General features: G+C 37.2%; 18 protein-coding genes, 1 tRNA gene and 3 pseudogenes. 16 read left to right on the forward strand and 6 right to left on the reverse strand.

Features of this window, described 5'->3' with window-relative positions:
- Positions 1-36 precede the first annotated feature (36 nt).
- The gene (locus E4O00_RS09870; RefSeq protein ID WP_253677202.1) at positions 37-402 is read left to right on the forward strand and encodes a type II toxin-antitoxin system HicB family antitoxin; all 366 of its coding nucleotides are present in this window, start codon (positions 37-39) and stop codon (positions 400-402) included.
- A 19-nt stretch (positions 403-421) separates the two neighbouring features.
- Here the strand turns inward: E4O00_RS09870 and radA are convergent, their stop codons facing one another.
- Together radA and E4O00_RS09880 are read right to left on the reverse strand one after the other, a co-directional pair.
- Positions 422-1,807, reverse strand: a complete 1,386-nt coding sequence (gene radA / locus E4O00_RS09875) for a DNA repair protein RadA (RefSeq protein WP_253677203.1) — start codon at positions 1,805-1,807, stop codon at positions 422-424.
- 54 nt (positions 1,808-1,861) lie between these two features.
- A pseudogene (locus E4O00_RS09880) lies at positions 1,862-3,464 on the reverse strand (ATP-binding protein).
- 125 nt (positions 3,465-3,589) lie between these two features.
- Here E4O00_RS09880 and E4O00_RS09885 point away from each other — a divergent pair.
- Both E4O00_RS09885 and E4O00_RS09890 read left to right on the forward strand, forming a co-directional pair.
- Complete coding sequence (locus E4O00_RS09885; protein ID WP_253677204.1) at positions 3,590-5,413, forward strand: ABC transporter ATP-binding protein; 1,824 nt, start codon at positions 3,590-3,592, stop codon at positions 5,411-5,413.
- Entirely contained in the window at positions 5,400-7,223 is a 1,824-nt protein-coding gene (locus E4O00_RS09890) for an ABC transporter ATP-binding protein (protein WP_253677205.1), read from the forward strand. The genes E4O00_RS09885 and E4O00_RS09890 overlap by 14 nt, the downstream gene beginning before the upstream one ends.
- A gap of 27 nt (positions 7,224-7,250) precedes the next feature.
- Here the strand turns inward: E4O00_RS09890 and E4O00_RS09895 are convergent, their stop codons facing one another.
- From E4O00_RS09895 to E4O00_RS09915, 4 genes and pseudogenes are all read right to left on the reverse strand, one after another.
- Positions 7,251-8,939 carry a motility associated factor glycosyltransferase family protein gene (locus E4O00_RS09895; RefSeq protein WP_253677206.1) on the reverse strand — a complete coding sequence of 563 codons (1,689 nt, stop codon included), beginning with the start codon at positions 8,937-8,939 and terminating at the stop codon, positions 7,251-7,253.
- A gap of 2 nt (positions 8,940-8,941) precedes the next feature.
- Positions 8,942-10,475, reverse strand: a pseudogene (locus E4O00_RS09905) (peptidyl-prolyl cis-trans isomerase).
- 120 nt (positions 10,476-10,595) lie between these two features.
- Positions 10,596-10,668 (reverse strand) — tRNA-Lys (locus E4O00_RS09910).
- Positions 10,669-10,785: 117 nt separating this feature from the next.
- On the reverse strand, positions 10,786-11,478 hold the full coding sequence (locus E4O00_RS09915; RefSeq protein ID WP_253677209.1) for a TPM domain-containing protein: 693 nt from the start codon (positions 11,476-11,478) through the stop codon (positions 10,786-10,788).
- A 145-nt stretch (positions 11,479-11,623) separates the two neighbouring features.
- Here E4O00_RS09915 and E4O00_RS09920 point away from each other — a divergent pair, with 145 nt between their 5' ends.
- The 13 genes and pseudogenes from E4O00_RS09920 (at position 11,624) to E4O00_RS09985 (ending at position 24,880) form a co-directional block, all read left to right on the forward strand.
- Positions 11,624-13,027: a 3' terminal RNA ribose 2'-O-methyltransferase Hen1 gene (locus E4O00_RS09920; RefSeq protein ID WP_253677210.1), complete on the forward strand. Its 1,404-nt coding sequence runs from the start codon at positions 11,624-11,626 to the stop codon at positions 13,025-13,027.
- A pseudogene (locus E4O00_RS09925) lies at positions 13,017-15,488 on the forward strand (polynucleotide kinase-phosphatase); the annotation flags it as partial. The gene E4O00_RS09920 and the pseudogene E4O00_RS09925, both read left to right, overlap by 11 nt.
- A 171-nt stretch (positions 15,489-15,659) precedes the next feature.
- Positions 15,660-17,261 (forward strand): ATP-binding protein, encoded by a 1,602-nt coding sequence (locus E4O00_RS09935; RefSeq protein ID WP_253679719.1) that lies wholly within the window; start codon positions 15,660-15,662, stop codon positions 17,259-17,261.
- Between the two features lie 6 nt (positions 17,262-17,267).
- Complete coding sequence (locus tag E4O00_RS09940) at positions 17,268-18,134, forward strand: SPL family radical SAM protein (protein WP_253677211.1); 867 nt, start codon at positions 17,268-17,270, stop codon at positions 18,132-18,134.
- Positions 18,135-18,213: 79 nt separating this feature from the next.
- Entirely contained in the window at positions 18,214-18,438 is a 225-nt protein-coding gene (locus E4O00_RS09945; RefSeq protein ID WP_253677212.1) for a DUF6364 family protein, read from the forward strand.
- The gene (locus E4O00_RS09950; RefSeq protein WP_253677213.1) at positions 18,431-18,850 is read left to right on the forward strand and encodes a PIN domain-containing protein; all 420 of its coding nucleotides are present in this window, start codon (positions 18,431-18,433) and stop codon (positions 18,848-18,850) included. Before E4O00_RS09945 ends, E4O00_RS09950 begins: the two co-directional genes overlap by 8 nt.
- Before the next feature lie 194 nt (positions 18,851-19,044).
- Entirely contained in the window at positions 19,045-20,085 is a 1,041-nt protein-coding gene (locus E4O00_RS09955; protein WP_253677214.1) for an MFS transporter, read from the forward strand.
- Positions 20,086-20,104: 19 nt separating this feature from the next.
- A complete protein-coding gene (locus tag E4O00_RS09960) occupies positions 20,105-20,608 on the forward strand; it encodes a hypothetical protein (RefSeq protein ID WP_253677215.1) in 504 nt (167 codons plus the stop codon).
- Positions 20,589-21,257 (forward strand): alpha/beta hydrolase, encoded by a 669-nt coding sequence (locus tag E4O00_RS09965; protein ID WP_253677216.1) that lies wholly within the window; start codon positions 20,589-20,591, stop codon positions 21,255-21,257. The genes E4O00_RS09960 and E4O00_RS09965 overlap by 20 nt, the downstream gene beginning before the upstream one ends.
- 23 nt (positions 21,258-21,280) lie before the next feature.
- Positions 21,281-21,913 (forward strand): endonuclease III, encoded by a 633-nt coding sequence (gene nth / locus E4O00_RS09970; RefSeq protein WP_253677217.1) that lies wholly within the window; start codon positions 21,281-21,283, stop codon positions 21,911-21,913.
- A gap of 80 nt (positions 21,914-21,993) precedes the next feature.
- Positions 21,994-23,409, forward strand: coding sequence for a pyruvate kinase (gene pyk / locus E4O00_RS09975; protein ID WP_253677218.1), 1,416 nt, complete (start codon positions 21,994-21,996; stop codon positions 23,407-23,409).
- A 12-nt stretch (positions 23,410-23,421) separates the two neighbouring features.
- Positions 23,422-24,363 (forward strand): NYN domain-containing protein, encoded by a 942-nt coding sequence (locus E4O00_RS09980; RefSeq protein ID WP_253677219.1) that lies wholly within the window; start codon positions 23,422-23,424, stop codon positions 24,361-24,363.
- Positions 24,364-24,367: 4 nt separating this feature from the next.
- On the forward strand, positions 24,368-24,880 hold the full coding sequence (locus E4O00_RS09985; protein ID WP_253677220.1) for a hypothetical protein: 513 nt from the start codon (positions 24,368-24,370) through the stop codon (positions 24,878-24,880).

The raw sequence follows: 24,880 nt of genomic DNA on the forward strand, positions 1-24,880 counted from the left end.
ATCAGAGCAGCTGAATAAAACACAGGAGAAAACAGAATGAAAACTTTAGAAGAATACATGAAATTACCTTACAAACTGGAAATAATTCCTGATACCAATGAAAAAGGGTTTGCCGCTTCTTACCCTGAACTTCCCGGATGTGTAACCTGTGGATCAACTATTGCAGAAACAGTATTAAATTCCGAAGATGCCAAAAGAGCATGGATTTCTGCGGCTATTGAAGAAGGAATAAAAATTAACGAACCTGAAGATATGGATACATCATCCACTCAACTGGAATTGAGAATGTCTAAAACTTTACATAAAACTCTTTGTGAAAACTCAAAAAAAGAGGGGATGAGTATAAATCAATATTGTATTTATTTACTTTCAAAAAAATCTAAAGAAACAAGATTAAGATAAATTCTGCTCACGCACAAATTTACCCAAAAACCTTCTTTATTGCCGAGCTTAAATCTTCTGCCTTAAAAAGCTGTGAGGTATTTATATCTCCTGTCTCGGAATCGGAAGGAGGCGGCGACACTACCTTTGTAAAGCCCATGCTTTGGGCGGTTTTGATTCTTTGCTTTAATTTTTTCACGCTTCGGATTTCTCCTGCGAGGCTGAGCTCGCCTATATAAGCCCCTTCTTTTTGTGCAGGAATATTCGCTCTCGCGGAATAAAGAGCCAAGGCTATGGCGAGGTCGGCGGCAGGTTCTTTAAGCCTTATGCCGCCTGCAACATTTACGTAAATATCTTGATCCGAAAATTGCAGGCCTATTCTTTTTTCCAAAACGGCAGCGATACGGCTTACTCGGGCGGAATCTATTTTGTCGGAAAAAACTCTTGTAACCGCACCCTTGGCAGGAACCGTAAGGGCCTGTATTTCTACCATAAAAACACGGCTCCCCTCGCAGACCGGAACAGCCGCAGAGCCCGCCGGGAGAGGACCCGACCTGTTTGTAATAAATAGAGAGGAAGGGTCATCTATGGCTTTTAACCCGCTTTCATCCATCGAGAAAATTCCAAGCTCATCTACTGAACCGAAACGGTTTTTTAATGCACGCAAAAAGCGTACATCGTCTTCAGTTCTTTCAAAAGAAATAACGGTATCGACTAAGTGTTCAAGCACCTTGGGGCCCGCTATGTTTCCGTCCTTGGTTACATGGGCAGTTAAAAACAAAACGCTGTCTCTCTCCTTAACCCAAGACACAAGCTCGTGAGCGCATAGCTTTAGCTGATTGACCGTACCGGGAACAGCTCCGGCATCTGCGGAATACATGGTTTGAATTGAATCGATTATTACAAAAACAGGATTAACCTTATTTAATACCCTCTCCGCATCTTCAAGTCTACAGGTACATAAAAGTTCAATATTTTTTAAAGGAAGATTCAGCCTGTCGGCTCTGGAACGGATCTGACCGCCCGACTCTTCTCCCGAAACATAGAGCACTTTTTTTACCGAACCCGAAGAAGCGGCTGATGCCGCCTGTAAAAGGAGGGTCGATTTTCCTATGCCCGGCTCTCCTCCGATCAAAATTGCAGAACGCTTTACGGCTCCTCCTCCAAGCACCCTGTCAAATTCCGCAATCCCTGTCGAAAGGCGGACTGCATCATTAGCCTCAATAGCATCGAGAGGAACTGAGTGAGCTTCCTTTACAAATTTTTCTGCGAGGTTCCTTTCGGCTGCGGAATAATTTTCATTGATTGTAACCTCTTCAAAGGTATTCCACTCGCCGCATTCCGGGCAGCGGCCAAGCCATTTAGCTTGAGTATAACCGCAATTAGAACAGCGGTGTGCAAGGTTTCCTGTTTTCTTTTTTGCCATAAAGTTTCCTATTTGTTAAATTACAGTCTTCACATTTATGATTACAATTTTGGCTCATACTATCCTCCAATCTTTGATAGTTCTTTTTTCTTCATCAAAACTTGCACCGATAAGAATAATTTGTTTACCGCTTCCGGAATACTGATCGGCATAATTTTTTTCTTTGATTTGTTTAAGAGCGTCTTCGGCGTTTGCATTTGAGGTAAGTTTAAACTCAAAGATATAAACCTTGTCTTTTAATTCTACAATACAATCAGCCCTTCCGGTTGCACAATATACTTCCGTGTGTACAAACTGATTCATCAAAGCGAATATAAGATAGACAGCGGTCTGATAGTTTTGCTCACGCAGGGCTAAATTTTTTTCGGTTAAGTTATCGTAGGGAATTCCCGATATTATGCCCTTCATCTTTTCCATAAATAAATCTACATTCCCTTCTCTTACAGCCTTGGTAAATTCCATAATGGAAAAACCTGTCTTATCGTAAGTGATCGAAGTATAGGCAGGAAGTAAATTATGTAAAAAGCCGTAGCGCACCTCATCATTGGGGAAGCCTAAGCGGTAAAGTTCAAATTCCTTATCATAATCTTTAATCGTAAGATAGCCCGATTGAAACAAGATTGGTAACGGGTTTACGGCATCAGCTCTATAAGATTCCAAACCGGCTTCATTCATTTTTACGTTTCCATCAAGGTCGGGAATATTGTAATAAGCTTTTTTTAAATATTCAACCAAGAAAGTAGGAGTACCTGTTGCAAACCAATAGCTTGAAAATTCTCCGGAAGCAAAAACACTGATAAGACTAAATGGATTATACATTGGCTTTCCTTTTCTTGCAAAAAGGTAACCGTCATATCTTTGCTTTAAATTTGTAAGAGCTTCTTCATAGTTTATGTCATTTTTTTCTGCAAGAGATTTAATTTCAGGTTCAAACCCGGCTTCAAGTTCTTCTTGCGAAATACCGCAGATTGCCGAATAATCGGACAATAGGCTTAAATCCCTCAAATTGTTTAAATCGCTGAATATGCTGACCTTACTGAATTTTGTAACTCCCGTTAAAAAAAGCAAAACGGAGATACTGATCTGCACTTTTGATAACTCCGAAAAAGCCTTTAAGGATTGTACGGTAGGTTTCGTTTAGGGCTTCATCCTTCCACATGGTTTGAAGCAAGGGTTTATCGTATTCATCGATTAACACAACTACCTGTTTACCTGTTTTTTCGTAGGCTCGGCGGATAAGACCGGCAAAACGGCTTGAAAAGGAGGTCTCCGCAGTTTCGGTTCCATATTCTTTTTCCCATAAAGAAAGATGAGTGTTTAAAATGGTTTCAAGGCTTTTGATATCCATATAGCTTTCGGCGTTAAAGTCCAAGTAGAATAAGGGATATTTCTGCCAAACTTCTCTTTTGTCTTTTTCGGCCTCTTCCAGTTTCTCAATCGCTAAACCCTTAAAAAGCTCTTTTTGACCGAGAAAATAAGCCTTTAAAGTTGAAAGCAAAAGGCTCTTCCCAAAGCGGCGCGGACGGCTTAAAAAGTGAACTTTACTGCTGTCAACCAGCTTCCAAATAAATTCGGTTTTATCGATATAGATAAAATCTTTTAAACGTAAATCTTCAAAACTTTGAACGCCTATGGGCATCTTTCGTATCGTACTCATAGATAAATTATATCAGAAAAAAAAGAAATTTACAACATAAAGAAAATTCAAAACCCTTGACTGATTTATTCAATAGTGTTAGAATGAGTTAACTTATTTAAAAGATAATAGTAAACGGGGGCAGTATGGAAAAAAACGTAAAAAAATTAAACCTTATAAATAACATCTTCTATTATTTGGGTATCTGGTTAAAAACCTTCCCGGCAGGCATTGTCTTTATACTTATCTCTATACCTATCCGCATTTTTATGATTTACCAAACCATCCTTATTCCGAAAGCCATTATATTGGGTATTGAAACCGGAGAAGCACCTAAAGAAGTTTTAGTTTCCATATTGACGGCAGGACTTTTAATAACTGCCTGTAAAGTTATTTTACAAGTTCTTGAAACAAAGCTGATGGCCCTAGGTTCCCGTCCCTTATTCTATATTTATTCGGTACCTGTAAATAGAAAAATCTTTGAGCTTAATTACCAAACCCTAATTTCTCCCGAAATGCAGACAAAGATAACCAAGGTAAAAAACATAGTTATGACCGGAAGCTCAGGCGGACCATTTCATTTTTTTGGTCTCAACCTATCTTTTCTTTTAACCGCAATTGCCGGAGCTGTTTTTTTTAGTTCAGGCATCATAAGCATCGACTTAATTCTTCTATTTATAGTTTTGGCTTCAGGGACCGTAAATTTATTGTATGGAATATACATAGGAAAATATACTCAAAAAAATATGGAAGAACGCGGCGATGACGAAAAAAAAGAAGGATACATTCTTACAACCGCTGAAGATAGACGCTTTGCAAAAGACATACGCCTTTATAAAATGAAAGATTGGCTGATTGAAAATTTTGAGCACTATCACAGGCGGGTAAAAGAATTTTTAAAAGCAGAATCCAATGTGCAGGCAGGAGGAAAAATCTTAAATGCCTTAATGATTTTTATAAGAGATATTTTTGCATACATTTACTTAATTTACCAATTAAATGCAGGAACCATTGCCGTTTCTCAATTTGTTTTTCTTATCGGCTTGGTCATGGAATTTTCAAAATGGATGGATGCTGTTGTTCTTCAAATAAGCAACTTAATCATATTTAACAGCGAATTAAGCCAAATAAGAATTTTTTTAAATACTCCTGAAGAAAAAAAAGAAGGAGACTTGACAGCAAACGATACTGCCGAAAAGCCATCGATCGAATTCCAAAATCTTTCCTTTAGGTATTCTGAAAATGCTTCATGGATTTTTAAAGACTTTAATTTAAAAATTAATCCGGGAGAAAAGTTAGCTCTGGTCGGAATCAACGGAGCGGGAAAAACAACTCTCATGCATCTTTTAATGGGGCTTTTAGAACCGACAGAGGGAAATATTTTAATTGACGGGAAAAAGAGTTCCGATTTTAAAAAGCAGGAATACTATAATTTATTTTCCCCCGTATTTCAGGATATAAATATTTTTCCTGAAAGTTTTGCAGCCAATGTTGCAGGAACGGAAAGTATAGACAAAGAGAAATTAAAAAATGCAGTTACTTTAAGCGGCTTAAACGAAATGGTTTCAAATCTCCCCAAGGGATTCGAAACTGTTTTAGTAAAGGAAAGTAATGATGAGGCTATCGATTTATCGGGAGGACAAAATCAAAGAATGCTTCTTGCGAGAGCTCTCTATAAAAATGCAAAAATAAATATATTGGACGAACCGACGGCTGCCTTGGATCCGGTTGCAGAAAGTAAAATATATGAAGAATACGACAAGATGAGTAAAGAAAAAACTTCTATTTTTATTTCGCACAGATTGGCATCTACAAAATTTTGCGGCAGAATTATTTTGCTCGAACATGGAAAAATAATAGAAGAAGGTACGCACAATGAACTTATGAATCAAGACAAGACATACAAAAAAATGTATGATGTGCAAAGTAAGTACTATCGAAATAAAGGAGAAGAAAATGAAGAGGCTTAAAAGATTTTTTAGAATGTTTTCTTATTTTGAAAAAATAGAAAGAGGTTCAATGTGGAGTAATATCTTTTTTTATATTATAGAAGCCGTAAGACCCTTATGTCTCCTTTATTTATCCAAGATAATAATTGATGCGGTAATCGCACAGAAACCAATAACTGAGGTTTTAAAATCAACTATTATTCTTTTAACCGTATTTATGCTTTTGTCGATAATTGCAGGAGTTTTGGAAAAACGGTTTATGTACCACTTAAAATGTTTTTCTAAAAAGCATACTATGGAAAAAGCTCTTAAAGTTTTAAGATTAAATTTTGAACTTACGGAACAAAACGGATTTCAAAACGAGTTAAATGCAATTAAGCAATTTGAACGTTTTATAGTTTTTTCTAATAGTGATTTTATGAGAAAAACGGGAACCTGTGTAGGAGGTTTTATAGGAGCAGGTACTGCCTTATATTTTTTTATAGATCTTTTTAACTCCCAAGGTTTCATGGGGCTTTCCGCAGCATTTATCAATTGGTCATTTTTAATTCTCTTGATAGCCTTTAACATAATTTCTTTTTATCTATCAAAATATATATATGAAAAATTCGGAGCGCATATTTCGGGTGAAGTCAAAAAAAATTCCCGCTATCTAAAAACCTATATGAATTTAATTTATGATTATAGAACAGGAAAAGATATCAGATTATACGATAAGGACTTAGCCGAAAAGTATACAAAAACCTATCTTGCAATGCAAAAAAGTTCTCATGATTTTATGGCAAAGTTTTTTTCGCGCACTATCGGAGCAAGCAAGCTCCTCGAAGGCTCTCTTTTACTTTTAATCTTTTTGTTTGTAGGTTTAAAAGCTATTTATGGTTCCATTGCAGTAAGCGAAGTATTTTTTTACATAGGAGCGATAAATATTTTTTCGGCACAAATATATGAAGCTGTTGACGGATTAACCACCCTTGTTCCTTCAGATAAGTCTCGCGAAAAACTATTAAACTTCCTCGGCATAGACGAAAAAAAGTATTCGGGAACTCTTTCGGTAAAAAAAGATGGACCTTTTATATTTGAATTAAAAGATTTAAGTTTTAAATATCCCGATCAAGACAAATATGCTCTTAAAAATATAAACCTAAAAATAGATGCGAATCAAAAACTTGCAATGGTCGGTAAAAACGGCTCAGGAAAAACAACCCTCATCAAATTACTTGTAAGACTTTACGAGCCGACTGAAGGCGAAATACTTTTAAACGGTGTAAACATAAAAGACTATGACTATGATGAGTACATAGATATTTTCTCGATAGTCTTTCAGGATTTTAAATTATTATCACTTAAATTAGGAGAAAATGTAGCAGCTTCAAGCACATACGATAAAGAAAAAGTTTCCGATTCCCTTTCAAAAACAGGTATGGAAGATTTTTATAAAAAGCACGGAAGCGAAGCCTACCTTTACCAAAACTTTGAAACAGGAGGTATTGAGGCTTCAGGAGGCGAAGCTCAAAAAATTGCAATGGCCCGTGCAATCTATCACGGAGGAAAGATTTTTATCTTAGATGAACCGACGGCAGCCCTCGACCCTATTTCGGAAGCTGAAATTTATTCTCATTTTGATACTATAACCTCAAAAAATACTGCCATCTATATTTCGCACCGGCTTTCTTCATGTAAATTCTGTGACCAAATCGCAGTTATGGATGAAGGTAATCTTGTCCAATACGGAAATCATGATGAATTGGTTTCAGATACACGGGGAAAATACTACGAGCTTTGGAACGCACAGGCAAAGCACTATCAAGAGGAAGAACCTCATACGGTATAAATTCCAATAAAGCTGTAGGTTTTTTATTTAACAGATAAAATTTTCATTTATCAGATGTATCTTTAAAAAATATTCTATCTCAATTCGTACGCGGGATAAAAAATGTTTATCCAAGATTGTGTCGGATAAGGAATTATAATCAGGAAAATGAAGATATAGATATGGCATAGACAAAAGAAGTTCTTTTATTTCTTCATCGGAAGAACTCAGCTTCCCCGTAAAAATATTTTTTAATTTAAAAAGTTTTTCTTTTTCGCAAGTTAAAAAATCTTTGATTGCTTTTTCTTTATGTTTATAATCAAAGGCAATAAAATTTATTTTATCCATATTGTTTTTTATCGAAAAAGATTTTTCATAATTCGAATAAAAATCATCTATGATTTTTTTTGCCGTATCAAGGCTTATTTTATTTGAATTTATTTCTAAACCTGATTGCCCTACATCAAAAAAATTTTCTTTAGAAGCAAAAAGTTTTTTATAAAGTTCGGCATAATTTTTTAAATTGGGAGAAGTAAAGGCAAGACATCCGTCCTTGCCGCTTTCAAAACTAAGCCTTTCGGGAAATAAAGATTCGCCCTGATAAGGACTTTTTATTTTATAAAGATTAGAAAATAAATTTTTAACTTGATAACTCAGCTTTGAATGACTGAATCCTCTGCCCCACGAAAAGTCCAAACCCGTGTGAAAAATCGGAAGACCGTCAAAACCCAACATTTCGGCAACGGCTAAGGCTGCAAGTCCGACAGAACCCATGGCTTCAAGCCTTAAGGGTAGACCTACTTTTTCATCTAAGTTTGAAAAAAAGGAGGCAGCAAGAGAATCCTGAACAGTGTAGTCGGTAAAGAAAAATATCTTATCTCCGTTTAACTTTGCAAGCAAAGAAGGATTTGCCGTTAAATCTGCAATAACGGGAATACCCAAATCTGCAATGCCGATAAAGGCTTTTTGAATCCAATATTGGGATTCAAGCAAAACAACAGCATCGGGCCTTATTTCAGGATAAAGTCCTGAAACCGCTGCATCTACTGCAAGAACAAAAAGTCTATCCCGATTTTCTTTTATAAAATTGACAGAAGAATCTAAAGAAGGTCCGGCACCTATTACAATAATCGGCCTTTTAACAGATTTTTCGATTAAAGAGCCGAAACAAGAATTTTGCTTTGCAATCGAATAATAGTTTTTAAAAAAGTTGCGTGCATAATTTCTGCCGAATTGAATTAATGTTAATCGGTTAATCCAGGTTTGCGAAATATATTGAGAGATAAAATCGAAGGCTTGGGAATAAAAGGCTTGATTTAAAGCAGCACCGCCGGAAAAATCAATCTTCACAACACGCCTGATTTTTTTTCCTTTAATAAAATTCTCAAGTCGGCTTAATAAAATATTTATCGATTCTGTTCTTAAATACAAAAATCTAGTATCTTCTAAAATAGTTTTATCGATCTGTGATGTTGAAAGATTCATCAACTCTTCATCGGCTTCTAAACCGAGAAGAAAAGAATTGTGTGGAAGTTTTTCTAAAAGTTCTTTTAGCCCGTATCCTAAAACAGGCGATACACAAAGCACCAATGTTTCGCTTTGAATTACAATAGAAGATATTAATTGTAGAATATTTTTTTGCGGTGAGCGTTTTGAATATAAGAACTTACCCTTGTATAAAACCGAAAAACCTGAGTCAATCGGAATGAGCTCAGGTTTTTCATTATTTGTAATCATTATTATTTAAATAGGTTCCCAAAATTATCTTGGAATTTAGCATTGGTAAAAATATAATCCATAAAGGTTTTATGAGCAATCGGAAGAGGATAATTCATTCCCTGCATACTCATAATAGCTGCTATGTGATAATAGGGGAACCAAGCTCCTGCCTGATTTTGGTAATCCGTTTTAGTACGATCCATTGTGTAGCTGTCAATTTCTTTTTTCTTCTGCAAGAGTTAAAACGGCAACCTCAGAACCGGCAAGAATAGGCTCGGAAATTTCTCCGCTCTTTAAAGCAAAGGCCTTTTTAAAAAAGGCTTCGTTTTTTGAAAGGGCTGCAAAAACACCCTGAGCCGGAAGAGGCGGAAGGGAGCTTGCGTTTCCGTAATTGATTCCAAAAAGATTTGAAGTCTCAACCGTTAAGGTTGTTTCTTTAAAATCTTCAGCAGCTTTTTCAAGCCCTAAAGCTTTTGCATTTTCCGCAAATTTATTTGCAGTTTGGAGCACATAATCTTCGAGCATTCCCTTTTCATTTCGATTCATGTAATTTCGAATATTTGAAATAAGAGACTCACTTTCAAAATCGGGAAGAGAAGGCTCTGCGTTACACCTTACAATTCCGAACATGCCGTTTTGCATAGAAACAACAGGGCTTAAATCTGAAGGCTTCAAAGCTAAAACAGCTTTAAGATGTTCGTTATCGGGAAAATATTTATTTATATCGGTACGATAGCTTGAAGTAATTTTTCCGTTATCATCAGTCAAAGTTTTTGTTGCATTTAAAATAACGGCATCTTCAAAAGTAACATCTCCGTTTTTAAGAGAAACAAGCATCTTCTTTGCTTCTTCTTCAGTGGGATAACTTAATAAAGATAAGTCATAGCTTGTAAAAAGATCACTGTGCTCTTTTCCGTATTTTACGATTTCGGAAGAAGGATAAAGGCTCAAATTAAAAACGACATACTTAAAGCTTCGTTCTTTCTTGGCCATATCGACGATAAAATCTGATTCCTTCGAAGAAGTTTTTAGTCCATATTCTATTCCGTTTCCGAATAGGTCTTCGATGTACCTGTTATCGGTAATGTATTTTTCAATTTCTTTTCTATATGAAACCCTTGTAGTTTCGGGAGTTTGCTGATATCTGGTTTCGGAATAAACTCCGTTTTCATCCAAATAGTAGTTTATCAAATCTTTGTTCACTCTAAATTGAGGAACACGGTATCCGGCATTTTTAACCTCATCTTCCATGGCAACCTGCACAACCGCAGCCCTAAATGCCAAGTATGAAACTTGCTGCCAGAAAAATTCTCTCATTTGAGTATCTTCCGGCTCAATCTTTTGTCTTTCGACATAATTAGCCAAAAAGTGATATTGGTCAATAAACGGAGATGAAGGACCGTTATCGATTCTCACATTACCCCATTTTCCGACCACAGTAAATCCTTGTGAAGCACGGTCTGTTACCATTGGAGCCACAACAAAGGCGATTACACCCAAAACAAAAACTATAACGCCCCCAATGGAAGCAGCAACTTTTTTTGAACTAGCCATATAAACCTCTAAAAATGTAAATTTAGACTTAAAATGAAATACTACCACTTATACAGCCCCTTTGTCAATACATAGGCTTGGGGCAAAAAAAAACGGAACCGATATAAACCGATTCCGTTATGAGCTATTCAGGATTCGAACCTGAGACCCACGCCTTAAAAGGGCGTTGCTCTACCTACTGAGCTAATAGCCCATTTTGCACTTGCAACAGGGGCTATAATATCATAGGTTAAAATAAATGTCAATACTAAATCAGGTAAAAAAGCATATTTTTTGGAATTTTTAAGTAAAAATCAATCTAAATACACATTTAACCCTCCAAAATGACAAGGCCGTCAGGATATTCATTAGGATTGCCTTCCGTTTTAGGAAAATGTTTTGAAAGAATATTCCCGCATTCTTCCACGGCAGCACAAAGGCTTTTTGCAGTATTCTTCAATTTTAAACCTTCGGTTATCGTTTTGCAAATACCGTTCCATGTACCTTGCTCTACTTTTTCTGCAATCCCGGAATCTGTAATAATAAAAACCTTTCTTTCAAGGATGGAAACAAAAATCAAAACTCCGGTTCTTTCGGCCGTCTTATAAATTCCGCATTCTACAAAATGCCTTAAAGCCCTAGCGTACACCCTTGCTTCTTTTATACGCCTCGGAATTATTAATCTGTCAATGGCCGGAATATTTATCAGCAAAAAGAAAAGCAGCATGATGATCCAAACGCTAAAGCCGATTACGGCAGTAAGAGTCTTAGGCGAAGGATACCATAATTTTGTTTGAATGAGATGCCAAATGCCGTCACCAAAATAAAGAAGAACAAAGAAAGAAACAAAGGCGAGGCATAGTGCTGCAAACATTTCCACAAAGGAATAAGAATCGCTTTGAGGAATAACGGCCAAGGCAATTTCGCCGTTTGTATTTTTTTCTGCTTCTGCAACGGCATTTTTAATCAAATCAAGATCTTCATTCTTCATGTGTATTTTATTTAATATTCGATTGTTTTTCATAAGTTATCTCCGAGGTTTATTCTATCATTTTTAAATAAAAATCACAATACGTAATTATCCCAGCATCTTCTTCAATTACTTGCGAAATTATCTGCGATATGCTAAAATACCGGTTGTTTAGAAATGGTATAATAAGGAAAAATAAATGCTTTTAACGATAAGTGCTGAAGGAAGTAACTCGAATATTTTAAGTTTTTTGCTGCACAAGCATCCCGATAAATTACAAACAGCTGAACTATCCGTAGGAAAGGCTCATGTTTTTTATCCCGAATACTCGGAAGAAAAAACTACTGCAGCCCTGCTTTTGGAAATAGATCCTGTCGGCATGGTACGCAATGCAAAAAATTTTACTGGCAAGGATTTTTTACTTGGTCAATATGTAAACGACCGCCCCTATGTTGCTTCATCATTTATGAGCTCCGCAATTGCAAAGGTCTTTTCAAGTGCCCTAAACGGAAACTGCAAGGAGCATACCGAATATGTTGATGAAGCTCTTTCATTGACTGTAAAGATTTCAGTTCTTCCCGCTCCGCGAGGCGGAGAGCTTTTGATTAAAAACATTTTTGAACCTCTTGGCTACAGTGTCGAAGCCGAGCGTCATATTCTCGATACAAAATTTACCGAATGGGGATACGGAAAATATTTTACACTCACATTAAAAAATAAATTACCTCTTAAAGATTTGCTTTCTCATCTTTATGTTTTAATTCCCGTATTGGATAACGAAAAGCATTATTTTATTACGCAGGATGAGGTCGATAAATTATTGCAAAAAGGAAGGGGCTGGCTTGAAAATCATCCTTCTAAAGATTTAGTAGTTTCACGCTATTTGATAAACATAAGATCCCTTGTGCGTTCTGCCTTTGATACATTGGCTGAAGAAGATGCAGTACAATTCGAAACCGAAGAAGAATCCGATTCTCCTCTTCAAAAAGAAAAAAAGGAAAGGCTCCACGATCAAAGACTGAATGCCGTTGCCGAAAAATTAAAAGAGAGCGGAGCGGCAAGCGTAATCGATCTAGGCTGCGGAGACGGCAAACTGATACGCCTTCTTTTAAAAGAAAAACAATTTGAAAAAATTGCCGGTATGGATGTTTCATATTCCGAATTGACAAAATGTAAGGAAAGGCTCCATTGGGAGGATATGCCGCCAAAACAAAAAGAAAGACTTAATTTATTTCAAAGCTCATTGATGTATAGGGATAAAAGATTTTCGGGCTTTGATGCTGCCGCTGTTGTTGAAGTAATAGAACACCTCGATGAAAACAGATTGCCTGCTTTTGAAAAAGCTGTCTTTAAATTTGCACAACCCAATACGGTTGTTCTTACAACGCCGAATAGCGAGTACAACGTGCAATACGAAAATTTAGCAAACGGAAAAATGCGCCATACGGATCACCGTTTTGAATGGACCCGCAAAGAATTTGAAGCATGGGCAAAGAGAGTTGCCGATGAAAATAATTATTCGGTCGAATTTTTTCCGGTAGGCGAAGAAGAAAAAAATATAGGAGCTCCGTCGCAGATGGCGGTATTTAAATATGCAGATTAATATACCAAAGACCTCATTGGTTTTACTCGTCGGAGTTTCGGGCTCCGGTAAAAGCAGCTTTGCAAAAAAGCATTTTGAAAAATACGAAATTATTTCTTCCGATGTTTGCCGCGGTATAGTTTCAAACGATGAAAATAATCAATCGGCAACAAACGAGGCCTTTGAAGTTTTTAACTTTATTCTTTCAAAGCGGCTGCAAAACGGATTACTCACGGTAGCAGATGCAACAAATATTCAGCAAGAAGCAAGAAAAAAACTTCTCAACATAGCCCGCTCCTTTCACATTCTTCCTGTTGCAATTGTTTTTGATTTACCTCAAGAGCTTTGCGAAAAAAGAAACGAAGCAAGAACGGACAGAAATATTTCTACCAGAGTTTTGAGACGGCAGATGCAGGACTTAAAACATTCGTTAAAGAATTTAAAAAAAGAAGGTTTTAAAAAACTTTATATTTTACGATCTGAAGAAGAAGTAAATTCCGTTACCGAAATTGTCCGCGAAAAACTTTATAACGATAAAACCGATATGCACGGCCCTTTCGATATTATCGGCGATGTGCACGGCTGTTATGACGAGCTTGTGGAACTTTTGCAAAAACTAAATTACAAAATAGATTCGGCAGCCGATGACGGAAAAAATTACGGCTTGCAGGTAAGCCATCCAGAAAACCGCATGGCCGTTTTTTTAGGAGACCTCGTAGACAGGGGCCCGGCTTCACCTAAAGTTTTAAAACTTGTTATGAGCATGGTGCGGAACGGTTCCGCCCTCTGTGTTCCCGGCAACCATGATATGAAGCTTCACAAAAAACTAAACGGAAAGACAGTTCAAGAAAAACACGGACTTGCCGAAACCCTTCAACAGCTTGAAACAGAATCCGAAGAATTTAAAAACGATCTAAAAGAATTTTTATACGGCCTTGTAAGTCACTATGTTTTGGATTCCGGAAAACTTGTCGTCGCTCACGCAGGGCTTAAAGAAGAAATGCACGGCCGAGGATCGGGAGCCGTTCGCTCTTTTTGTTTATATGGAGAAACAACCGGCGAAACGGACGAGTTCGGTTTACCTGTAAGATATAATTGGGCTTCGGAATACCGCGGCAGGGCAAAGGTAGTTTACGGGCACACACCTGTGCCGGCTGCGGAATGGCTTAATAACACGATTGACATAGATACCGGCTGTGTTTTCGGAGGAGCCTTGACTGCATTACGTTATCCCGAAGAGGAGCTTGTATCGGTTAAGGCAAAAAAAGTTTATGCAGAACCTGTAAAACCTCTTGGACTTGAAGAGAATAAGGATGAAAATCAAAATAATATTCCGTTTTCATTGCAGCATGAAAACGATGACCTCCTCGATATTGAAGACGTAACAGGAAGACGAATTATTCAAACCCGCTTAAAAAACAATATCCTAATCCGCGAGGAGCAGTCCATTGCAGCCCTCGAAGCGGTCAGCCGTTTTGCCGTAAATCCCAAATGGCTCATCTATCTTCCGCCCACAATGTCGCCATCTGAAACAAGCAGCCTTGAAAATTTTTTGGAGCACCCTATCGAAGCTATCGATTATTACAAAAGCCGCGGAGTAAAAAAAATTATCTTGGAAGAAAAGCACATGGGCTCAAGGGCCGTGCTTATTATTTGCAAGGACATTCAAACTGCGGAAAAAAGATTCGGAATTACAAATGAAGGCTTCGGTATTTGTTATACCCGAACAGGAAGAAACTTTTTTAACGATTCAAAAATAGAAAAAGAATTTTTGACAAAGGTTCAAAGAGCCTTAACGCTTTCAAACTTTTGGGAAAAGCACAGCACCGATTGGGTCTGCCTCGATGCGGAACTCATGCCGTGGTCTGTAAAGGCTCAAAGTCTTATCCATGATCAATATGCGGCAACAGGTTCCTCTGCAATAAATGCTCTTTCGGAAGCGGAAAAAATTTTAACTCTTACAAAAATACGCGGAGTTGAAGGAGCAGAAAATTTATCGGCCGCCTTTACTCAGAAGAAAATTGCGGTTGAAAAATTTATTGACTCTTACCGCAATTATTGTTGGGAAGTAAAAAGCATAGATGATTATAAACTCGCTCCCTTCCATATTTTGGCAACGGAAGGCTTTGTGCACACCGATAAAAATCACGAATGGCACATGGAAAACATAAAGGAAATCTGTCTTGCCGATAAAACGTTTTTTAAAATTACACCCTATAAAATAGTTAATGTAGAAAATGAAGATGAAATAAAAGATGCGGTAAATTGGTGGCTGTCTCTTACGCAGGCAGGCGGAGAAGGAATGGTGATAAAGCCCTTCGATTTTGTTTTCTATGCAGAAAAGCACGGCCTCGTTCAGCCCGCCGTTAAATGCCGAGGTAAAGAATATTTGCGTATTATTTACGGCCCGGAATATTGCGAAAAAGAAAATTTAGGCCGCTTAAAGAAAAGAGGTTTGGCAAAAAAAAGGGCACTGGCCTTACAGGAATTTGCCCTCGGCATAGAAGCTCTTGAACGCTTTGTAAAAAAAAGAACCATTAAGACGAGTTCACGAAAGTGCATTTGCAGTTCTTGCCATCGAAAGCGAAGCTGTCGATCCGCGGTTGTAATTATAAGATTGCCAATATTTTATTTTTCTGTTATACTAATAAATATGAGCAATATTAGAAAGATGCCCATAGGCATTCAAAGCTTTGAAAAACTTATAACAAACGGCTTTTTTTATGTCGATAAAACCGAATATATATGGAATATGATTAAAAATCCTGTTCCATACTTTTTAAGCCGTCCGCGCCGTTTCGGGAAAAGCCTACTTCTTTCCACATTAAAAGCCTACTTCCTTGGTCAAAAAGAACTATTTAAGGGTTTAGCTATAGAAAAACTTGAAGAGAGCGAAAAAGACAAAAGAGAAATCTGGCAGGAATATCCTGTGCTCTATTTGGATTTTAACATAGGAGTTTACGATACAAATGAAGGTCTTTTAAATAGGCTTAATTCTTTTTTACAAGAATATGAAAAAATATACGGCAGCATAGGTCTTGATCTTCCTGACCGTTTTCAAAATTTGATAAGGACAGCCTGTGAAAAAACCGGCAAGCAAACAGTTATTCTCATTGACGAGTATGACAAGCCTCTTCTGCAAACTATGTGGAAGGATGAGCGCCTAAACGAAATCTACCGCACAATTTTAAAAAGTTTTTTTGGAGTGATTAAAAGTGCAGACCAATATCTACGCTTTGTATTTTTAACGGGAGGTACAAAATTCAGTAAGGTTAGCATATTCAGCGATTTAAATAATCTTAGAGATTTGAGCCTGTTGCCGGACTATTCTGCTCTCTGCGGTATCTCACAAGAAGAACTTGAAGAAGACTTTAAACCTGAAATTAGATCTCTTGCAGAAAAAAATGACATAAGCTATGAAGACGTTCTTACAAAGCTAAAGCAAAGATATGACGGTTATAAATTTTCCGAGATTGGAAAAAATATGTACAATCCTTTTAGCTTGTTAAATGTTTTTGCCGCCGGAAGGATGCGAGACTATTGGTTCGCAACAGGTACTCCGACCTTCTTAGTCAACTATTTAAAAAGAGCTCATTATAATATTCCCGACCTTGACGGTAATGTAAAAATGAACGAAGCCGGCTTAGAGACTTACAGGGCAGATGCAATTAATCCGCTGCCGATTCTTTTTCAATCGGGCTATTTGACAATTAAAGATTATAACGATTTTTCGAGACTTTACCGTTTAGGTTTTCCTAACGATGAGGTAAGGTACGGTTTTTTAGATAATTTGCTTCCCGCTTACACCCCGATACGGACCGACAAAACAGGACTTTCAATTTGGGAATTCTATGAGCAAATCGAGGCCGGAGATGTGGATGGTCTTATGCAAAAGATGAAGGGCATAATATCCGGAATTCCATACGATAATTTCACAGAAAAAGATCTTACCTTGCGCGAGCAAAACTATCAAACAGCGGTTTATCTTGTGTTCGCACTTATGAACCAATTTGTACACACGGAAGTACATTGTGCAACAGGGAGAGCCGACTGTATTGTTGAATTAAAAGATAAGGTTTATATATTTGAATTTAAACTCATCTCAACCGGAACGGCTGAAGACGCTATAAAACAAATCAAAGATAAAAACTATGCCGGTAAATATTCGGGCAGCGGTAAAAAAATCATCATCGTAGGTACAAATTTTGATGAAAAAAAAAGGACTATTCAGGATTGGAAGATTGAGGAATTATAATATCGCATGCATTTTGTAAAAGCAAAAGGAATTCTATCTCCAAAAAACGGAATGAATATTTATCGGGGCTGCTCTCACGGCTGCATTTACTGCGATTCAAGAAGTGAATGCTATCAAATGGCTCATGACTTTGAAGATATCGAAGTCAAAGAAAATGCAGTAGAACTTTTGGAAGAAGCCTTACGAAAAAAAAGAAAAAAGTGTATGATCGGAATGGGCTCAATGACAGATCCCTATCTGCCTCTTGAAAAAGAACTAGGTCTTACAAGAAAAATTATCGAAACAATTTACAAATACGGTTTCGGCTTTACCTTGATAACAAAATCTTCCCTCATACTTCGAGACTTGGATCTTCTAAAAGCAATAAACAAAAAAACAAAATGCGTTGTTCAAATGACACTGACAACTTATGATGACAACTTGTGTAAAATACTGGAACCCAATGTTGCCGTAACAAGCGAAAGATTTAATGTATTAAAAAAGCTGAATGAAGAAGGAATTCCGGCTGTGGTTTGGCTTACTCCCATTCTTCCATTTATAAACGATAATCCGGAAAACATAGAAGGCATTTTGAGGTATTGTATTGAAGCTAAGGTCTTAGGAATAATTTCATTCGGGATGGGGCTCACTCTAAGAAAGGGTAATAGGGAATTCTTTTATAAAAAACTTGACCGGCATTTTCCGGGTCTAAAACAAAAATATATAAGCCTATACGGGGAAAACTACTCGGTAATGAGTCCTCATAATGCAAGCCTTATGAATTTATTTTTTAAACTCTGCAAAGAAAACGGCATCGAACATAATCCCGATAAGATTTTTTCATATTTAAACAAGTTTGAAGATAAACAGCAAACGCAATTGGAATTTTTTTGATAAGTTTATTGTTGATAAAATCACATCGAATCTTGTTTTTTTTGGAAAAATTATATATAATTATCTAAGGAGGATTACAATGAAAAATATAACATTAAGCCTTGATGAAGATATATTAACAGCCGGACAGGAATATGCTAAAAATCAAAATATTTCTTTCAATAGCCTAATTCGTAAATTGCTTGAACAAACAATTCACTCTCAAAAACACAAATGGCTGGATGATACATTTTCTTTAATGGATAAAGTTTCTATTTCTACAGAAAAAAAACAATGGACAAGGGATGAGTTATATCGTGAATAAAATATTTATTGATACAAATATACTTGTTTACGCACTTGACAATCGAGATAATGATAAAATGAATAAAGCACGCAATATATTAAGAAAGGTAATTTATGAAAACAAACCGGTAATATCTGCGCAGGTAATAAATGAATTCTACGTTGCTGCAACTAAAAAATTAAGCATAGACAAAAATCTTATAAAAACTATAGTCCAGAATTTTAAAAATATGGAAATTATAGCAAGTGATTTACAATTAACAGAAAATGCTATAAAGATAAGTATAGAATCACAGATATCCTTTTGGGATTCATTAATTATTGCTGCTGCTGAAAAAGCTAATTGTAAATTGATTATATCCGAAGATTTAAATTCAGGACAAAAATATCAAGACATTTCACTTATAAATCCATTCCAAGAGGAAATATAGCTACCCTTGACTATTCCTATAAAAAGCACTATCATAATCTTAATTCCTTATGAAAGATTTACGAAAAAGAACCTTCAATGTTTCAGGTCTTAGTTTTTTGGTTTATTCTCTTTCTTCTATTGCAATCTCGATATGCCTTGTAAATATTAAAAGAGACTTAAATTTTTTCGCTGACACAAGCGGGCTTATTCGGAATGCTTTGTGCTATCGAGCAGATGATAATTCTTTTTATAAGCCCCATCTTTGCCGCAAAATTCGGTAAGATAAAGGTACTAAGAGTATCTCTTTTGATATTAACCGCAGGGCTTTTTTTCTTTTCAAAAAGCATCAACTTTGTTACGGCTCTTTTAAGCGCCCTTTGCATGGGCTTGGGAGTTGCAAATATGGAAGCCCTGCTGACTCCCATAGTAAACGATTTATACCCGAACGATACGGGAGCCAAGATGAATATGATGCACGCCTTCTGGCCCTTGGGAACTTGTTCCGGCTTGATAGGCTTCGGCTACATACTTTCAATAGGAGTCAACTGGAGATACATTTATATAGGCCTATCTATCTTTGCTCTCTTAATTTGCCTTTCCTATCCTTCATCAAAAAAAATAAAACTTCCGCCTTCGGACGGAAGTAAGGCAGCCTTTAAAGAAATATTTTCCCTGCCCTCTTTTTGGTTTTTCGGCCTTGCCCTCTTCTTTGCAGGAGGAGCCGAAGGAGCCTTTGCTTTTTGGTCGGCTACTTTAATTCAGCTTTATCTAAAGGCCTCTGCCTTTTATGCAGGAATTGTAACAGCGAGCTTTGCCCTCGGAATGTTTATCGGAAGATCCTTAAACAGCAGAGTATTAGAAAAAGTTTCTATCCAAAAAGCGATAATAGTTTCTTCAATTGCATCATTTATAGTCAGCCTCTTATTTATTTTTGTAAGCTCTCTTTTCGGTTTGGCTGCTTTTTTATTTTGTATGGGGCTTTGCCTTGCATGCCTTTGGCCGACAATTCAATCCTTTGCCGCAGCCATCCTTCCGGTAGATGCGACAGCTCTTATGATTTTTTTATCATGTTTCGGCGTGCCCGGCTACAGCACTGCAAGTTTTATAATGGGAATAGTAGGCGATAAATACGATTTATTCGTTGCCTTTATTGCGGTAGTGCCCGTATTTTTAATTTTGGTTCCGATTCTTTTTATCATGGGCTGCAAGTTTTCAGGTTCGCCTAAGCTAAGGCCGGTAAAAAGAAAAGTATGATTGGAAATTGGAGGAGTTTATGACTAATTTTAAAAAGGGAATGTATGAGTTAAATGATGAAAAGAATTTCAACTTTCAGCTAAACCGTTTAATTAATTGGGACGGAGGGAATTTAGAAGAAGTTAAAAAGGTTTCATCATCGATTAAAACTTGTGAAGACTGGCAGAATGTTCTAATAGACTTAGGCGACAAGGCCTTAAATGAGGGAAGAACTGAGGAAAGCATTGCTTATTACCGCATGAGCGAATTCTTTATGAGCGATGATAATCCGAACAAACTAAAATATTACAGTCTTGCAGTAGATCTTTTTTATAAGCACTATCAAAAATATTTCGATGAAGGAATTGTAGAAAAACTATCCGTTCCGTATAAAAACATAAATCTTCCTGTGCTGCATGTTCAAGCAAAGGGTGAAAAATTGGGAACCATATTGCTCCATGGAGGAAATGACAGCTATATGGAAGAATTCCTTTTTCCTATTCTGTACCTTTCCGAAAACGGCTATGAGGTTTTTTCTTTTTGAAGGTCCCGGACAGGGAGGCGTGCTGCGTGTACAAAAAATGGGATTCACCTATAAATGGGAAGAACCTGTTTCTGCAATCTTAGATGCCTTCAACTTGAACGATGTAATAATTATAGGAGTATCCTTAGGAGGAATGTTGGCCCCACGTGCTGCCGCCTTTGAAAAAAGAATAAAGAAAATTATAGCATGGTCGGTATTTCCGAATTTTATGTCGGTAGCCCTCTACCACCTTCCATGTGTTTTAAAAACCCTCCTCATTTTTTTATTGAAGTTAGGCTGTAAGCATATAGTCAATTTTATTGCAAGACAAAAAATGAAAAAAGATCCTATGATGGAGTGGGTTTTTAAACATGGTATGCATGCTTATTCGATGCCGAGCCCCTATCATTATTTAAAAAACTTAAATAATTTTCAGATCCTTAATATTGCCGATAAAATAACTCAAGACATTTTAATCTTGCACGGAAAGACCGATCACTTTATCGATTGGCGTTTATACAAGCCTGAAATCGATTCTCTTGTAAATGCTCGCTCCGTTTCTCTTCGCCTTTTTACAAAGGAAGAAGAGGCCTCGGATCACTGTCAATGCGGAGACACAAAGCTTGCCCTTGATACCATCCTTTGCTGGCTTAAAAGTTTTAACTCATAGTAAATTCTATATAAGGATTCAAGATGAATTTATTGGATAAGGACAAAATCGAAGAAGTATACCGCCGCCTAAAAAAGAATAACCCTAACCCTAAAGGCGAATTACACTCTGCAAATATTTTCACTCTTTTGGTAGCGGTGGTTCTATCGGCTCAGGCTACCGATGTCGGCGTAAACAAGGCAACAGGCCCTTTGTTTAAAGCAGCCGACACGCCTCAAAAAATGATAGAGCTGGGCGAAGAAGGAATTCGCGAGTACATAAAAACAATAAATTTATACCCGACAAAGGCAAAGCGCATTTTTGAATTAAGCCGCATAATCCAAAACGAGTATGCAGGAAAAGTCCCCGATACTATGGAAGAACTTATAAAACTTCCAGGTGTAGGCCGCAAAACCGCAAATGTGGTTTTAAACATGGGCTTCGGAAAACCTGCAATCGCAGTGGATACTCACATCCTCCGCACAGCTCCGCGCATAGGTCTTTCATCGGGAAAAACGCCCATTCAAGTTGAAGAAGACCTGCTTAAAGTTACTCCAAAAAAATATTTGCTCAATGCTCACCACTGGATTCTCCTACACGGCAGATATATCTGCAAGGCCAGAAAACCGGAATGTGAAACCTGCTTTTTATCGGATATCTGCATGAAAAATTTATAAACTCAATCGGCTTTATCCTAGGCATTTGAATTTTTTTGTAATTTATGTTATCATATCAAGATGATTTTTGGAGGAATACTATGAAAAAGACAAAGATAGTATGCACAATCGGCCCTGCTTCCGATTCGGAAAGGGTCTTGACCGAAATGTTTAAGGCCGGCTTAAATGTCTGCCGTCTTAATTTCTCACATGGAACTCATGAAGAACATAAAGTAAAAATAGACCGAATAAAAAAAATAAGGGATGAACTAAAAATTCCCGTTGCAATCTTATTAGATACAAAGGGACCGGAAATTCGATTAGGAGTTTTTGAAAAGCCGGCCGAAATTGTACAGGGTCAAGAATTTATCATTACCACAAGAGATGTAATAGGGACAAATCAGATATGCAGTATTTCTTACAAAAATATTGCAGCTGAAGTTAAACCCAAAAGCCGAATCCTTATCAACGACGGAATGTTGGAATTACAGGTTATAGATATCTTGAATGATACCGATATAGAATGTGTTGCCGTAAATTCGGGAACACTAACAAGCCGCAAGGGTGTGAACATTCCTGGGTTGAGAGTCAATCTTCCTTACATGAGTGAAAAGGATATTTCCGATATCGAATTCGGAGTTCAAAATGATGTAGATTTTATAGCGGCTTCATTTACACAGAGAGCAGATGATATTATACAGATAAGAAAACTTTTAGAAGAGCATAACAGCAAAATAGGGATTATCGCAAAAATCGAAAATCAAGAAGGCTTGGATAACATAGATGAAATCCTTGAAGCAGCAGACGGAATCATGGTTGCAAGAGGAGACCTCGGAGTAGAAATCGAACCCGAAAAAATTCCGCACCTTCAAAAGAGGTTAATAAAAAAAGCTAACCTTGCAGGAAAACCGGTTATCACAGCAACTCAGATGCTTGAATCTATGACCCACAATCTGCGTCCGACTCGTGCTGAAGTTACAGATGTCGCAAACGCAATCTTAGACGGAACATCAGCCGTAATGCTCTCCGGAGAAACGGCAGCCGGAGAATACCCTGTCGAAACCGTAAGCATGATGACTTCAATCGCCAAATCTATAGAAGAAACATTAGATTACGAAAAACTCTTTCTTGAAAATGTTTCTCTTCATGAAACAACAATTACAAATGCCATTGCAAGAGCCACCTGCTCAACTGCCCTGGCCCTTGATGCAAATGCAATCATAACGGCATCCGCGTCGGGAATAACGCCTAGGGCTCTTTCAAAATTTAAACCCAAGGTACCGATCATTGCAATCACCGAATCACCTCAGGTTATGCGGAAGCTCGCTCTCGACTGGGATGTATATCCTGTTTTAGCCGATCCTATAAAATCTACCGACAACATGTTTGATGTTTGTTCCCAAATTGCAAAAAAAACCGGACATGTAAAAAAAGGGGATATAGCAATTCTTACTGCCGGTATCCCGATTGGCAAAGCCGGATCAACAAACCTCTTAAAAGTAGAAATAATAGAATAAGGTAATTATAAAATGGAAAAAAAATATGCTATTTTAATTGACGGAGACAACATAGCTCCTTCCTACCTTGACTCGATAATTTCCGAAGTATCAAAGGAAGGAGAGGTTTTAATAAAAAGACTTTACGGCGACTGGACTACCCCAAACATGAACGGATGGAAACCTTGGCTTGAAAAAGTACCCATCCGTCCTGTTCAGCAATTTAGAAACGGTCCCAATGCAACCGACAACACAATCATAATGGATGCAATAGAACTTGCAAACACAAATCAAGGAATAAATGCTGTCTGCATAGTTTCTACCGATTCGGATTACTACAGCCTTGCCCTAAAATTAAGAGAATATGGACTCTATGTTTTAGGAGTGGGTAGATCAAATGCAAAACCTCTTTGGGTAAATGCCTGCAACGAATTTAAATACCTTGAAAACTTTGATGAAACTGAAGAATATGAAGAGGACTCAAAAAGCGGTAAAAAATTTAAGTCCCTCGAAGACCTTATCTGCCATGCCTATAGAAATTCCCGCATGACCGAAGAGGGATGGGTAAGCCTTTCAGACTTAGGAAATTCAATCCGAAACTTTATGCCCGAATTCGATCCCCGCTCTTACAGCCACAACACTTTGAGAGAAATAATAGATGCTCTATCCGATGATTTTGAGTTAAGCTCTGATGACAGAATACCTCCCAATTATTGGATAAAAGCAATAAGCCGCAAAAATGAAACACCAAAGGTAAAGGGAAAAATAAAGAGGCTGATGAACCGCTACGGAATTATCGAAAATGAAAACGGAGATTTTTTCTTTTCGTTTACAAATATCGATAAAAAATGCAGGGATAAATTAATCAAAGAAGGCACGCCTGTAAAATTCAGAGTTTTCAAAATGCCTAATCCCAAGGGCGGCGACTCCGCCGATAGAAACGGTAAAGCAGCCGAAATAGAAATCATAGGTTAAGTTTATGGAAAACGAAAAAGACAGGATAGTAAAATTTGCAGCATTAAAATTATGGATACGAATGTCGGCTCTTGCAGTCGGCGGGGCGATTTTTTATTTGAACATATCTTCCATGAAAGAAGGAGAGTATTCAATAATCGCCCTTATTTTTGGAAGCCTATTTTTAGCGGCAGGTCTATTTGAAAATTCGTGGTACTTCAATATCACAAAGGAACAAGCCGTTCAAAAAGCGGGAATATTCTTTTTTCCGAAAACAAAGATTATAAATTTTTCGGCAATCCACAGCATCGAAATTGAAACATTTAAAAGGCCTGCCCGCTTCGGCACATTTACCGAAGTTAAGATGATATTGCTTGACGGAAAAACAATTGTTATCGACAATGATAAAACAAAGCTGCTTCAAAGACAGCTTGAAGAAATAGCCGAAGTACAAGATGTAATAAGACGGCAACACCATAAAAAAGCTGAAGACTTTTTTAACGCAGTTGCTGCCGATATTTTGTCTCTTAAAGAATAA

The sequence above is a fragment of the Treponema sp. OMZ 788 genome, from assembly GCF_024181245.1.
Taxonomy (GTDB): Bacteria; Spirochaetota; Spirochaetia; order Treponematales; family Treponemataceae; genus Treponema_B.